General features: G+C 67.7%; 11 protein-coding genes. 6 read left to right on the top strand and 5 right to left on the bottom strand.

Annotated features, from left to right (window positions below; translation table 11 throughout):
* Window position 1: 1 nt before the first annotated feature.
* The 3 genes from ABTV68_RS18215 to ABTV68_RS18205 are packed head-to-tail and all read right to left on the bottom strand — an operon-like array spanning window position 2 to window position 4,503.
* The gene (locus ABTV68_RS18215) at window positions 2–3,808 is read right to left on the bottom strand and encodes an SCO7613 C-terminal domain-containing membrane protein (protein WP_433675089.1); all 3,807 of its coding nucleotides are present in this window, start codon (window positions 3,806–3,808) and stop codon (window positions 2–4) included.
* Window positions 3,805–4,026: a helix-turn-helix domain-containing protein gene (locus ABTV68_RS18210; RefSeq protein ID WP_433675088.1), complete on the bottom strand. Its 222-nt coding sequence runs from the start codon at window positions 4,024–4,026 to the stop codon at window positions 3,805–3,807. The genes ABTV68_RS18215 and ABTV68_RS18210 overlap by 4 nt, the downstream gene beginning before the upstream one ends.
* The gene (locus ABTV68_RS18205; RefSeq protein ID WP_433675087.1) at window positions 4,027–4,503 is read right to left on the bottom strand and encodes a DUF2975 domain-containing protein; all 477 of its coding nucleotides are present in this window, start codon (window positions 4,501–4,503) and stop codon (window positions 4,027–4,029) included. It abuts the gene before it with no gap.
* Between the two features lie 355 nt (window positions 4,504–4,858).
* On the opposite strand from ABTV68_RS18205, the gene lysS reads away from it, so the two are divergent.
* A complete protein-coding gene (lysS, locus tag ABTV68_RS18200) occupies window positions 4,859–6,394 on the top strand; it encodes a lysine--tRNA ligase (RefSeq protein WP_433675086.1) in 1,536 nt (511 codons plus the stop codon).
* A gap of 95 nt (window positions 6,395–6,489) precedes the next feature.
* Here the strand turns inward: lysS and ABTV68_RS18195 are convergent, their stop codons facing one another.
* Window positions 6,490–7,602 (bottom strand): DUF4192 family protein, encoded by a 1,113-nt coding sequence (locus ABTV68_RS18195; protein ID WP_433675085.1) that lies wholly within the window; start codon window positions 7,600–7,602, stop codon window positions 6,490–6,492.
* A gap of 172 nt (window positions 7,603–7,774) precedes the next feature.
* Between ABTV68_RS18195 and ABTV68_RS18190 the strand changes: the two genes are divergently transcribed.
* The 3 genes from ABTV68_RS18190 to ABTV68_RS18180 all read left to right on the top strand — a co-directional run bounded on the left by ABTV68_RS18190 (window position 7,775) and on the right by ABTV68_RS18180 (window position 10,247).
* Window positions 7,775–7,963 (top strand): hypothetical protein, encoded by a 189-nt coding sequence (locus ABTV68_RS18190; RefSeq protein ID WP_433675084.1) that lies wholly within the window; start codon window positions 7,775–7,777, stop codon window positions 7,961–7,963.
* A 66-nt stretch (window positions 7,964–8,029) separates the two neighbouring features.
* Window positions 8,030–9,478, top strand: coding sequence for a cardiolipin synthase (gene cls, locus ABTV68_RS18185; protein WP_433675083.1), 1,449 nt, complete (start codon window positions 8,030–8,032; stop codon window positions 9,476–9,478).
* 40 nt (window positions 9,479–9,518) lie between these two features.
* Entirely contained in the window at window positions 9,519–10,247 is a 729-nt protein-coding gene (locus ABTV68_RS18180) for a hypothetical protein (protein WP_433675082.1), read from the top strand.
* A gap of 21 nt (window positions 10,248–10,268) precedes the next feature.
* Here the strand turns inward: ABTV68_RS18180 and ABTV68_RS18175 are convergent, their stop codons facing one another.
* Entirely contained in the window at window positions 10,269–11,261 is a 993-nt protein-coding gene (locus tag ABTV68_RS18175) for a diacylglycerol/lipid kinase family protein (protein ID WP_433675081.1), read from the bottom strand.
* A gap of 61 nt (window positions 11,262–11,322) precedes the next feature.
* Here ABTV68_RS18175 and serS point away from each other — a divergent pair, with 61 nt between their 5' ends.
* Together serS and ABTV68_RS18165 are read left to right on the top strand one after the other, a co-directional pair.
* Window positions 11,323–12,588 carry a serine--tRNA ligase gene (gene serS, locus ABTV68_RS18170; RefSeq protein WP_433675080.1) on the top strand — a complete coding sequence of 422 codons (1,266 nt, stop codon included), beginning with the start codon at window positions 11,323–11,325 and terminating at the stop codon, window positions 12,586–12,588.
* Window positions 12,585–13,391 (top strand): HAD family hydrolase, encoded by an 807-nt coding sequence (locus tag ABTV68_RS18165; RefSeq protein WP_433675079.1) that lies wholly within the window; start codon window positions 12,585–12,587, stop codon window positions 13,389–13,391. The genes serS and ABTV68_RS18165 overlap by 4 nt, the downstream gene beginning before the upstream one ends.
* Window positions 13,392–13,466 lie beyond the last annotated feature (75 nt).

Below are 13,466 nucleotides of genomic sequence, written 5' to 3'. Positions count from 1 at the left end.
ATCAGTGGAGATCGCGCAGCCGTGCCGTGATCCCCGCCTCTTCACCCTCTCGTCGCTCATAGGTCACGGCGAGGATCAGCAGCACCGCACCCACCACGGCGAGCGTGATCCACCAGGGCATCGACTCGATGCCGCGACCGAACTGCACGGCGAACACGCAGACGTTCTCCACCGGCAACACGATCACGCCGATCAGGAACGGAGCGCGCAGCTTGGCCCGCGCACCCCACAGGATGCCGATGAGCGCCAGCACGATCACGAGGATCGCCCGCCACGTCTGCGGGTCCGTGAACGTCGCGATGATCGAGGCCAGCACGGTGATGGCGACACCCGGACCGAGAATCGGCCAGGACCCGGTGGCGCCGAGCGGCCAGGTCAGCAGTCGGGTCTGATCGGTGAGCGGTGCAGCACCCTTCCAAACACCGTTGGGGGCGATGCGATCGCGGAACACGAGGCCGGCGCTGAGGAGGAACAGACCGAGCGGTAGTGAGAACCACTCCACGCGAAGCTCCCGCGTGGACCACGCGACGATCGAGGTGACGAACGCCAGCAGGAAGAGAGCCGGAATCGGCGGGAGATCCCGGACGCCGCGTCGCAGCAGGATGCCCACGCCCACCATCATCGTCAGCGTCACGATCATCACGGCCCACATGGTCCACATCGAGACGTCATCATCGCGCATGAGCGGCCATGCGCTCGCCAGCACGATGACGACCGGGGCCAGCAGCGCGACCCCGCGCCACCGCCGAGGAAGGGCACCCGCAGCCGCCGCCGCGGGAATGGCTGCCACCGTGCCGATGATCAGACCCGCGAACAGCGGAGGGAAGCCGACGTAGAGGGGATCGAGGCCCACGCCCCACCGCACGCTCTGCACCACGGCCGCTGCTGCGGCGAGGATCGCGATCCCCAGCGTCGGCGTGACGAGCCTCTGCCAGCGGGCAGAGCGGCGGAACAGCAGCAGCGCAGCGACAGTGAGCACCCACGCTGTCGCGATGAGCGCCCAGGCTCGCCACGGAACCGGGCCGTCGCCGGGCGTGCCGCGGATCGCCAGGATCACCAGGATCGGAAGAATCGCTAGGGAGAGCCCAGCGGCATACAGCGCGGTGGAGCGCCGTCCGCGCGCCGTGAGCCAGAGCCCCACGAGCACGGCGGCGATGGTCGGCGGGAGGAGATACGGCTCCAGCTCTCCGATGCTGAGCAAGCCCCAAACACACCAGAGGGCTCCTGTCGCGCTGGCACCGGCCAGCCACCAGCCGTACGGCCGATGCGACCAGATGGCAGCTCCCGCCGCCCCGATCGCGAGGATCAGCAGCACGAGGCTCGCGGTGGGCAGGCCTGCCGCCACGCGCCACAGCGCGAGAAGAACGGCCAGTCCGCCGGTGACGAGGGCCGAAGCCTCGATCGCCAGTCGACTCGCGCCGATGCTCGTTGCGGGCAGCCGTCGTGCGATCAGCACGTCTTCGATCGTCGAACCGCTGGCCAGAGTGAGCGCCACGAGCACCGCGATGATGGGCAGCGCGACGGGTGATCCGCTGGCGGGCAGCTGAGCGCACAGGCACGTGGTCATGACCGCCAGGGTGGGCACCAGGAGGAAAGCGGCGGCGCTGCGGACGAGCGTGCTCACCGGTCGGTGGCGGGTGAGCACCAGGGTCAGCGTGAGGATGAACATCGCGGCGGTGGCCAGCGCGGTCCATCCGCTGCGTTCGAAGAACACCTGGACAACCCCGAGCAGGTAGGGGACGGCCGTCACCGCGAGGATCGCCGTCCAGCCGCGGGAGCGCGGGCGCGGAAGGAATGTGGCGGCGACGGCCCCGAGCGATCCGAGCGCCGAGGTCACGCACAGCACGACGACGTCGTCGAGGCGCAGGAGGTGCAGACCGACAGCGATCACCACGAGGGCGTACGCGTAGCCGGCGCCGACATGCAAGAACCGGATGCTGGCCGGGACGAGGGGTGCGATGCCGGCGATGCCGGCGATCACAGCGAGTCCGAACGCCGTTCCCGACTCGAGCGAGCTCCACGAGACGACGCCGGCCAGCGCCAGGGCGACATGCGCTCCCACCGCGATGACGATCCGCGTGGGATCGGCGCGGCGTTGAGAGGCGATCCAGCGCGTACGTCCGAGAAGGGTGAGAGCGCCGATGATGAGCAGCGCCACGATGACGGTTCCGGTGGGTCGGAAGACGGGCAGGCAGGCGATGACGAGCGACGCGGCTCCCGTGAGGGCGAGGGCCAGTGGCCGGGTGACAGCGGCCGCTCCGGTCGTTCGTCCCGCGTCCAGGCGGCCGAACAGCGCCACACCCGCGGAGATGATCAGCAGCGCGATCGCCGCCGCGATGGTGGTTGTGGTGGAGACAACGTCGTGCATGCGGTCGGGGATCAGCGCCTCACCAATGGTCAGCGCACCGACCCGGAATGCGACGACGAAGGCCAGCATCGCAGGCCAGACTCCCACGGCGAGAATGCCACCCAGGAAGAGCGTCCGGTTGGTCGCTCGCGGCATCGGCAACAGGACTCCGAACACCACGAGTGCGAGTGCGGCACCCGTGGCTGTCATGGCTACGGCTGTGCCGTCCTCCTGCGGAGCGAAGGCGAGCGCGCCGAAGACGAGGCTGCCGGTGAGCAGTGCGCCAGAGACGAAGCTCCACCAACGGGGGAGCGGGTGCGAAACGGACGCCCGTGCGATCAGGCCGAGGGCGGCTGCCGTGACCGCTATCGGCACCCACGTCGCCACGCTGTCGGTGAGAGCCGGGAAGTCCCGACCGGCGAACGGGGCGAGGGGCAGAACCGTCGCCCCGATGAACAACTGCACCGTGGTGAGAGCACGCTGCTCGGCGTTCAGGGGAGCATCGAACCGGGGTGCGAGTCGTCGTGTCAGGTCGATCAGGGCGCACGCCGTCGCGGCGGTGAGGATATGTCCGAGCACCTGTCCGGCACCGCCGACAGCCGCCCAGCTCACCATGGCGGGGACCATCGAGGCTCCCACGAGTCCCATCCAGAGCCAGCTGCGCAGGCGGATTCGGTGGCCGAGGACGATGGCTGCGGGAGCGGCGACCGCTGTGCCGACGGCGGCCGCAATCCACGGGTAGGTGACGGGTTGTGCGACGGACGCGATCGTGAGGGCCACGAACACCATGCCCAAGGCGCCGATCGCCTCGGCCGAGAAAGCGAGCCGTCGACGCGAGAGCACCCACGCCAGCGCGATGAACGCGGCGGCGATTCCGCCCAGGATGGGCAGCCGCTGCCACGGCGACGACAGGTCGGCGTTGAAGAACGAGAACACCACGGCGGCGACGGCGAACAGGCCGGCTCCCGCCACGGCGAGGACGGACTGCAGCGAGGCCGATGAGCGCGGGCTCGAAGGGCGTGGCGGGTTCGTCGCTGCCGGCGCGACGGGCGGTGGGCTGGGACGGCGGCCCCCGGAGGTGCTGCCGCCGCCGATGCTCACGCGTCCCGCCGTCGTGGGAACCGTGGTCGCGGTGGGAGAAGTGGTCGAGCCGTCGCTCGCAGGGGCACCGCCTGGCGACCGCATCGGAACGGCGGCGGTCTGTCCGGCGCTGCTCCACCCTGCGGCGTGCGATGTCGGGATCGTGGCCATCCATCGACGTCGTGCGGACAAGGCGTCGATCGAAGCCGCCGTGATGCGCCACAGCTCGGCGCCACGCTCGCCGCGAAGATCGGCCGTGCACTCCAGGCACACTCCGTCACCAACGACACCGGTGAGGCACAGAGGGCACGCTTGGCGATCCGCGAGTTTCGCGATGGTCTGCTCGGTCCAGGCTGCTCCCGCCCGGGAATCCGGGGTCATGCGCCCGCCTCCTCATCGGGAACCCAGACCAGGATGTCGCCGGGTTGACAGTCGAGCACGCGACAGATCGCATCCAGGGTGCTGAAGCGCACGGCCTTGGCTCGTCCGTTTTTCAGCACCGACACGTTCACCGGAGTGATCTCGATGGCTGCCGCCAGCTCCGCGACCGACATCTTCTTCTTCGCCAGCTGTACGTCGAGGTTGATGACGATGGCCACCTAGACCACCTCCGACAGATCCTGCTCCAACGCGGCGGCCTTGCGCACGAGCCCGCGCAGGACGATGACGAGCAGCGCGCTGGACAGCCCGAGCACCACCCCTAACAGGCACACCAGCAGCACGGAACCCGAGCCGATGCCGAAGGCGAGGAGGCCGATCGTCGCCGTGATGACGATGCCCGTGGCGATGAGGACCAGCACGAGGATCGTATCCACCAGCAGGTACGACCGCGGAGAGAAGATCGTCTCCTCAGCCACCAGGGACAGCAGGCGCCAGAGGCAGAGCAGCGCGATCTGCACGCACAGCAGGAAGATGTCCGCGACGATCACTCCCGGCACCTGCAGGTACGCCACCTGCGGTTCCTTAGCCGCGGTCACCGCCGCCAAGCTGGGCACCAGGAAGATCTGGCACGCGACGAGGATCGCGAGCAACACGACCAGCAGGACCTTGAGTGCGATGACGACTCTGACGTGCATGATTCCCCCTGAACCATCGATATCTATCGTTTTTCGATACGTACCTATCGCGAAACAATAGGGAACAGGGGAGTACTCCGCCAGCCGCGCACAGCAGATTCCAAGGCGGCGACGTCTGTCCGTGGCCGGCGAATCTCCGGGAAACCGTGCCCGTGGCTATCGCCCAACGGCGGCGTCACCGCGCTCGGCGGCGTCTCGCGATCACCGCGTCTCCGCTCTGCCGGTGCTCGTCGCCCGTCGCCCGTTGGCAGCGGATTCTGGTTGCACTCCTGCGGCCGCGGCTGCGGGCCGGAGGTGGGCGGGGGCCGCGGTGCGGGCCTCGATAGACTGGAGAGACTTTCACAAGGAGCCCCGCATGACTGAAACGCCGTCCGCCGCGCCTGGCGGAGCCGCTGACGAGCCCACCGCAGAGGACATCTTCGAGCAGAAGGCGGTGCGTCTGGCGAAGCGTGCGAAGCTCATCGAGCAGCGTTCCGACGCTGCCGGCGGCGCCTACCCGGTCTCCGTTCCCGTCACCACCACGATCGCCGACCTGCGTGCGCAGTATGGCGAGCTCGAAGCCGACACCGCGACCGGCGTCACCGCTGGTGTCGCGGGTCGTGTCGTATTCAGCCGCAACACCGGCAAGCTCTGCTTCGCCACGCTGCAGGCCGGCGACGGCTCGCGCATTCAGGCGATGGTCTCGCTCGCGAACGTGGGCGAGGAGTCGCTGGCGGCGTGGAAGGAGCTCGTCGACCTCGGCGACCACGTGTTCGTGACGGGTGAGGTGATCTCCTCCCGTCGTGGCGAGCTGTCCATCATGGTCGCCGACTGGACCATCGCCGCCAAGGCCATTCTGCCGCTGCCCAACTTCCACGCCGATCTCAACGAGGAGACGCGGGTCCGCAGCCGCTTCCTCGACCTGATCGTCCGCGACAAGGCGCGTGAGAACGTCATCGCGCGTGCCAAGACGAACGCCAGCCTCCGTCAGACCTTCGCCGACCACGGCTTCATCGAGGTCGAGACGCCGATGCTGCAGGTACAGCACGGTGGCGCTTCGGCTCGTCCTTTCGTGACGCACTCCAACGCGTTCGACACCGAGCTCTACCTGCGCATCGCACCCGAGCTGTACCTCAAGCGCGCCGTGGTGGGTGGACTCGAACGGGTCTTCGAGATCAACCGCAACTTCCGCAACGAGGGTGCCGACTCCACGCACAGCCCCGAGTTCGCCATGCTCGAGGCGTACATGGCCTACAGCGACTACAACGGGATCGCCGACCTCACGCAGGAGATGGTGCAGAACGCGGCGATCGCCGTCTCTGGCTCCACCGTGGTGACCTGGGCCGACGGCACGGAGTACGACCTCGGCGGCGAGTGGGCGCGCATCTCGATGTACGACTCGCTTTCTGACGCGGCCGGCGTCGTCATCACGCCGCAGACCTCCCTCTCGGAGCTCAAGGAGCTCGCGGCGTCGGTGGGCGTCGAGGTCCCCGAGAAGGTCGCGACGCACGGTAAGTACGTCGAGGAGCTGTGGGAGCACTTCGTGAAGGGTGGACTGGAGCGTCCGACCTTCGTGATGGACTTCCCGGTGGACACCTCCCCTCTGGTGCGCGAGCACCGCAGCATTCCCGGCGTCGTCGAGAAGTGGGACCTGTACATCCGCGGATTCGAGCTGGCCACCGGCTACTCGGAGCTTGTGGATCCGGTCATCCAGCGCGAGCGTTTCGTCGAGCAGGCGAAGCTCGCCGCGCAGGGCGATGATGAGGCGATGAGCGTGGACGAGGAGTTCCTGCGTGCGCTCGAGCACGCCATGCCTCCCACGGGCGGCATGGGCATGGGAATCGACCGTCTGCTGATGGCCATTACCGGCCTGGGCATTCGCGAGACGATCCTCTTCCCGCTCGTGAAGTGAGCTTGCCGGGTGCTGCGACACCCGGACTGAACGCGGCCCGTCGACCATCCGGTTGGCGGGCCGCGTCGTGCTCACCGCCGACGCGCACCTCGGCATCACGGCTCCGCCCGTGTGAACGCCCAGCCGGGCAGATGTCCGTGCGATGACAACTCGTCGATGATCTCCGCCAGGCGCTGGCCAGGGTCGACGGACAGCGCCGCATGGGCGTATGCGCCGGCATGCGTCCCCCAACCGAGCGCCCACGCCACCCACGCGGCCGATGCCAGTGCCGTGCCACGGGATCGACCCGTGGCGAGCGCAGCGAGTCCCCGCAGCATCCGCAGAGCGCGATGCAGCCGGACCGGGTCAGGCCGCGGTCCTTCCCCGGCGAGAAACAGCGGACCCGCGGGATAGTCGCCCGACTCCTCCCACTCCAGCTGGGCGCTCAGAACCCGACGAGCGGCGTCTGCGCCATGGCACCAGTGTGCGAGCGCGACATCGCGCAGCGACGGCCGCGCCAGGCACCACAGGAGGAGCGCGGCTCGTTCGTCGGTGAGGATGTCGTCGTCGAGGGAGGTGAACTCGAGCGCCGTCTCCCAGGAGGTTGCGACGTCCGTCAGCGCGGCGAGGATTCGCGCCGCTCGTGCGTCCACCTCGTCGGACGGTTCGGTCGAGGCGCGCGCCTGCATGAGCAGGAGGTTGGCAGCCCGCTCGGTGTCCACCAGGGCCGCAGACACCCGTCGTCGGCGTTCCTTCGGTGCGCGGACGAGCGTGCTCCCACCCGCCTGGTCATCTCGAGGTCGCAGCAGGCCGGCCGGCGCCGCTCGCGCGATCTCGTCGAGAGAACGAGGCGAGGGGTCCTGATCGACGCGGTAGCTCGCCCAGCCGTTCTCCGCGACGGCGAGCGTGTCGATGACGAACAGCCCGCACGCATCCGCACGAATGCGCAGGGCCTCGAGAACGTCCCGAGCCCCGCTCGTCTCGAGCACGCCATCCGCGTAGACGACGAGGACCACCGCATCGACATCCGGCACTCGACACGCCGTCCCGATGGTCGTCGCGGCGAAGGCGTCGATGTCGTCAGTCACCCGATCCACCCGAAGCATGGCGAGCGAGCGGCCTGCGCGGAAGGGGACCACGACGACGCTCTCCCGAGGGACGTAGCCGGAGAGGTGAGGGATGAGTGCGAGAAGCTCGGCGGAGGAGTCAGCAGTGATGATCGTTCTCATGCGCTCGATGCTTGCAACGGTCGCGTGCCCGGCTCGGCGGCTGTCGACAGGCATCGCGCACAGGATCGGCGAGATGACGCGGATCCGGCCGCGGTGGCGCGGAAGAAATTCGCCTGGGGAGGAAGCGATGCCTCCGATCCTGTGTCCAGGAGGCTCGGCGTAGCATGGGGGCATGGACTTCTGGCTCGCAGCTCTCTGGTCGCTCCTTCCCACGGCCGTGGTCCTTGTCGTGTTCTTCTTCGTGCTGCGCGGCATCATTCGATTCGATCGGTCCGAGCGCAAGGTGTACGCGCAGATCGAAGCGGAAGAGCGCGCCAAGCGCGGAATGCCCGCCTCGGACGGCGCGACGAAGGTCGACTGACGCGCCCGGGAAGTACGCATCAGGGAGTGTCGTACCCGGACGCTAGGCTGAAGGCCGGGAGGACACGTGATCACATGGTGGGTCGTGATCGGCATCGCCGTCGATCTCGCCATCCGCATCGCCGCGATCATCGTGGTGCCGCGCAACCGGCGTCCCACCTCCGCCACGGCGTGGCTCCTGGCGATCTACTTCATCCCGTACTTCGGGGTGCTCCTGTTTCTCCTCATCGGCAACCCGCGATTGCCCCGCGCCCGTCGCCGCAAGCAGTCGCTGGTCAACGACTACATCCGTGAGGCCAGTGCCAATCTCGACGCGCGCTCGTCGGAGGAGGGGCAGCCCGCGTGGTTCACGTCTCTCGTGCGCATGAATCGGCGACTGGGTGCGATGCCCATGCTGGATCACAACGACGCCCACCTGGAGCCGGACTACGAGGCGAGCATCAACCGCATGGCGGATGAGATCCGTCGTGCCGAGAAGTTCGTCTACATCGAGTTCTACATCTTCCAGGCCGACCACACCACGGAGACGCTGTTCCAGGCGATGGAGGATGCGACCGCGCGCGGCGTGACCGTGCGCGTGCTGCTGGATCACTGGGCCAACCGCTGGAAGCCGTACTACCGGGCCACCCTGCGTCGGCTGGACGCGATGGGGGCGAAGTGGCACCTGATGCTTCCGGTACAGCCGCTGCGCGGGAAGACACAGCGTCCGGATCTGCGTAACCACCGCAAGCTCCTCGTCGTCGACGGGATCGTGGCGTGGATGGGCTCTCAGAACATCACGGACTCCAGCTACAACCTGAAGAAGAACATCAAGCGCGGTCTGCACTGGGTGGATCTGATGGTGCGGCTGGAGGGCCCAGTCGTCTCTTCGGTGGCGGCCGTGTTCCTGACCGACTGGTTCACCGAGACCGACGAGCTGATCTCGGACGGCGATGTCGCCATCGCACCCCCGAGCGCGGACGGCGATCTGCAGTGCCAGATCGTCCCGTCGGGCCCGGGGTTCGAGGTGGAGAACAACCTTCGAATGTTCGTCGCACTGGTCTACGCCGCGCAAGAGCGCATCAACATCATCAGCCCGTACTTCGTCCCCGATGAAGCGCTGTTGATCGCCATCACCTCGGCCGTGCAACGCGGTGTGAAGGTCGAGCTGTTCGTCTCCGAGATCGGCGACCAGGCCATCGTGTGGCACGCCCAGCGCAGCTACTATGAAGCGCTTCTTCGAGCCGGAATTCGCATCTGGATGTACCGCCAGCCGTACATCCTGCATACCAAGGGCCTGACCATCGATGACGACATCGCCGTGATCGGCTCCAGCAACATGGACATGCGATCCTTCGGTCTGAACCTGGAGGTATCGCTGCTCGTGCGCGACGCCGGATTCGTGCAGGAGATGCGGGAAGTCGAAGACCAGTATCGGGAGCTCAGCCGCGAGCTGACGGCGGAGGAGTGGTCCAAGCAGCCGCTGCGTTCCACGGTGCTCGACAACCTCGCCCGCCTCACGTCGGCGTTGCAGTAGCCGTGGCGAGACGATCTCGTCTTCCGGGACACTGAAGGGTATGAGCATCATGCGACCCCTTCTCATCGGATCCGTGCTGGCCGTAGCCGCGCTTCTCACGGGCTGCGCCACCAACGCCGCAGCCCCCGGGGATGCTCCCGAATCTCCAACGCCCACGCCCACGGAGCCGTCGCTCAGCGACGAGTGGACGGCACCGCCGCCCAGCCTCGAAAACGCCTCGGTCGTCTGGCTCGACGGTGGGAAGTCGCTCGGTGTGGTCACCTGGGGCAGCGGCAGTCGATCGTGCTATCCCGTGGTGCAGGATCTGACCGTTGCGAACCAGGACATCACCGTCACCCTGACCGGGCCCACGGTGAACGGCGTCTGCACGGAGGACCTGCGTGAGCAACTGATTCTGGTGGGGTTGCCGGAGGGTGTCGATTCGAAGGCCGCTGCCACGGTGACGCTGACCACAGCGGAGGAGACGCAGGACATCGCGCTGGCACCGCGTCCGGCAGATGCCGCCACGACGCCCGTCGGTGAGCCGTCCGCCACCCTCACACCGCTCGGTGTGGTGCTGATCACCTACGGCTCGTCGAGTTGCCCACCGGTGGTCGACACGATCGACGGCACGACGATCACCTTCAAGACCATCGAGCAGGCATGCACGATGGACTACTCGCCGCGCGCGACGCCCCTGAAGATCGACGGTGCCGCCGTGGGATCGCAGCTCAGCCTGGTGAATCTGGACGGATCGGCCGATCCGGTTTCCGTCACGGTTCAGGACTGAGACTTCGGTGATGGTTCCCGCTCAGGCGGGGACCATCACCACCAGGCCGCCTTGCTCGATCCGGCCGTCGAGTCCCACCGCCTCGCCCAACTCGTCGCCGTCGAACTCGATTGGTTGGGGTGAGGACACCGCCGCGTCCATGCGCGCACCCTGCAGGAATTTGACCGCCTTGCTGCCGCGGCTCATCGCGATCACTCGCCGACCGGTTCGGGTGCGACCCAGCACGCTGTTTTGCCACCAGACGGTTCGCCACACGGCCAGCCAGCCCCACCAGGAGCGGGGGCGGAAGATCGCGACGTCCAGCAGGCCGTCATCGATCGCGGCCTCCGGCAGGAGCTGAATCCCCGCGGGAAGCTGGCCGCAGTTGGCCCACAGCACACTGTGCGCGCGGGTGGTCAGGATGTGCTCGTCGTCCACCTGGAACATCACGCGGAAGGGTGAGACGGTGGTCAGCGAGCGGGCAGCGCCATCGATGTACGCCACCCAGCCGAAGGACTTCTTCCAGTCGTCGCGGGTGTTGCGGATCATCGCCGCGTCCAGCCCGATGCCGGCCATCACCACGAACGCGTGCTCCTCCACCGACCCATCGGCGCGTTTCACGTTCGCGAACCCGATGTCGACAGCGCGCCGCCTGCCGCTGAATGCAGCGCGGATCATCCGCTCCGGCTCGGAGAGGGGGAGCTGCAGGTTGCGGGCGAGGAGGTTACCGGTGCCGCTGGGGATGATGGTCAGCGGCGTGCCGGTCCGGGCGATCGCCTCCGAGACGGCGCGAACCGTGCCATCGCCGCCCGCGACCAGCACCACGGAGGCTCCGGCATCGAGCGCCGCGCGTGTGGCGCCCTGCCCCGGATCCTCAACGGTAGTCTCGAGCAGCATCGGCGAGCTCCAGCCCGCGCGATGCGATGCGGCGATCACGGCGGAGCGCAGATCGGCGCCGTCCACCTTCACCGGGTTGTAGACGAGTGCCGCAAACCGATCGTCCCGCTCGGCGGCGGACGAGGAGGGCGCGGGCATGGGGTCAGCCTAGCCCCCGCACTCGCGCGGCGTGTCCGTGGCCCCGACTACACTGATGAGGGTGATCGATCCCGCACTCCTCCGTGAGAATCCTGACCTCGTCCGCCGCTCTCAGCAGGCCCGTGGCAACTCGCCGGAGTCGGTCGATGAGGCCATCGCCGCGGACACCGCGCGCCGTGCCGCGATCAACGCTTTCGAGGCGTTGCGTGCGGAGCAGAACGCGTTCGGAAAGACCGTCGCACAGGCTCCCAAGGAGGACAAGCCCGCTCTCGTGGCGCAGGCGAAGGAGCTCTCCGACCGGGTCAAGGCCGCCCAGGGTGACGTCACTGCGGCGGAAGAAGCCGCCCAGCAGGCGTTCGCGCGCATTGAGAACATCGTGATCGACGGTGTTCCCGCCGGTGGCGAGGATGACTACGTCGTGCTGCGCGAGGAGGGCGTCATCCCGGCGTTCGACTTCGAGGCGCGCGACCACCTGGAGCTGGGTGAGAAGCTCGGCGCTATCGACATGGAGCGCGGCACCAAGGTGTCCGGCTCGCGGTTCTACTTCCTCACGGGCATCGGTGCACGTCTGGAGATCGCGCTGATGAACCTGGCGCTCAACCGCGCCATCGAGGCGGGGTTCACCCCGATGATCGTTCCCACGCTGGTCCGCCCCGAGGTGATGCAGGGCACCGGCTTCCTCGGCGAGCACGCCGATGAGGTCTACCACCTCGACAAGGAGGACCTGTACCTGGTGGGAACCAGCGAGGTTCCTCTCGCCGGATACCACATGGACGAGATCCTGGATCTCGGTCGCGGAGCGAAGCGCTATGCGGGCTGGTCCACCTGCTACCGCAGCGAGGCCGGCTCCTACGGCAAGGACACCCGCGGAATCATCCGCGTGCACCAGTTCAACAAGCTGGAGATGTTCGTCTACACCACCCCGGAAGACGCCGAGGCCGAGCACCAGCGTCTGCTGGCGCTGCAGGAGCAGATGATGGCGGATCTGGGCCTCGCCTATCGTGTCATCGACACGGCCGCGGGCGATCTCGGATCCTCCGCTGCGCGCAAGTACGACATCGAGGCGTGGGTTCCCACGCAGGGGAAGTACCGCGAGCTCACCTCCACCTCCAACTGCACCACGTACCAGGCGCGCCGCCTCGACATCCGTTATCGTCCCGACGGCGGCAAGACCACGCCCGTCGCGACCCTGAACGGAACGCTCGCGACCACGCGATGGATCGTGGCTCTGCTGGAGACGCATCAGCGCGCCGACGGATCTGTCACTGTGCCGGAGGTGCTTCGTCCCTACCTCGGTGGACTCGAGGTGATGGAGCCCGCCGAGTGACCACGCGTGCGCTGATCGCGCTGGACGTCGACGGGACTGTCGTCCTGGAAGACGGCACGCCGAGCCCGGGAGTGATCGACGCGGTGCACGCCGCTATCGCAGCCGGGCACGAGGTGACTCTGGCCACGGGCCGCAGCTGGAATGCAACCCAGCCCATCTTGGAGCTGCTCGACATCACGCCCGACTACGTCGTGTCGTCGAATGGTGCCGTCGTCTATCGCCGTGTCGGCGAGGACTACGAGCGCTTCCACACCGAGACCTTCGACCCCACGACCGCTCTGGAGCTGCTGCGCGAGCAGCTCCCCGACGCGCACTACATGGTGGAGCTCGAGGACGGCACGCGCCTGTTCACCGAGGAGATGGAGCACTGGAACGTGAAGTCGGGACACCAGGTCCCGTTCTCCCAGCTCTCGGCGCAGCATGTGTCGCGTGTCGTGGTGGTCTCTGCTGACCACGATGAGAACGACTTCGCGCGCCTGATCGAGGACATCGGCCTCAACCAGGTCTCGTACGCGATCGGCTGGACGGCGTGGCTGGATATCGCGCCGCAGGGTGTGGACAAGGGAACCGCTCTCAAGCTGATCAGCGAGTGGGCCGATTTCGACCCCGCGCACTCCGTGGTGATCGGTGATGGTCGCAACGATCTCGGCATGTTCGAGTGGTCGCGTTCGCATGAGGGAACTGCCGTCGCGATGGGGCAGGCACCGGACGAGGTGCGTGCGGCCGCGTCGATCGTCACACACTCGGTGGCTGATGGCGGCGTTGCTCACATCCTGCACCGGTTGTTCCTCGATGCGTCTTGACGCGCACAGCCCGCACTGAGCACCTGTCCAGCGCGCGCCCAGCGCAATCGGGGAGCATGAGGTCGGATAGACTCG

This window comes from Microbacterium gorillae (genome assembly GCF_050990725.1).
Classification (GTDB): Bacteria; Actinomycetota; Actinomycetes; order Actinomycetales; family Microbacteriaceae; genus Microbacterium; species Microbacterium gorillae_A.
Note: the sequence above shows the minus strand (reverse complement) of the source record. Positions and strands in the feature narration are given on the sequence as shown.

Coding starts and splice junctions, on each gene's coding strand:
- ABTV68_RS18215 (WP_433675089.1), bottom strand. CDS start 3,808: ATGACCCCGGATTCCCGGGCGGGAGCAGCCTGGACCGAGCAGACCATC.
- ABTV68_RS18205 (WP_433675087.1), bottom strand. CDS start 4,503: ATGCACGTCAGAGTCGTCATCGCACTCAAGGTCCTGCTGGTCGTGTTG.
- lysS (WP_433675086.1), top strand. CDS start 4,859: ATGACTGAAACGCCGTCCGCCGCGCCTGGCGGAGCCGCTGACGAGCCC.
- ABTV68_RS18195 (WP_433675085.1), bottom strand. CDS start 7,602: ATGAGAACGATCATCACTGCTGACTCCTCCGCCGAGCTTCTCGCACTC.
- ABTV68_RS18190 (WP_433675084.1), top strand. CDS start 7,775: ATGGACTTCTGGCTCGCAGCTCTCTGGTCGCTCCTTCCCACGGCCGTG.
- ABTV68_RS18180 (WP_433675082.1), top strand. CDS start 9,519: ATGAGCATCATGCGACCCCTTCTCATCGGATCCGTGCTGGCCGTAGCC.
- ABTV68_RS18175 (WP_433675081.1), bottom strand. CDS start 11,261: ATGCCCGCGCCCTCCTCGTCCGCCGCCGAGCGGGACGATCGGTTTGCG.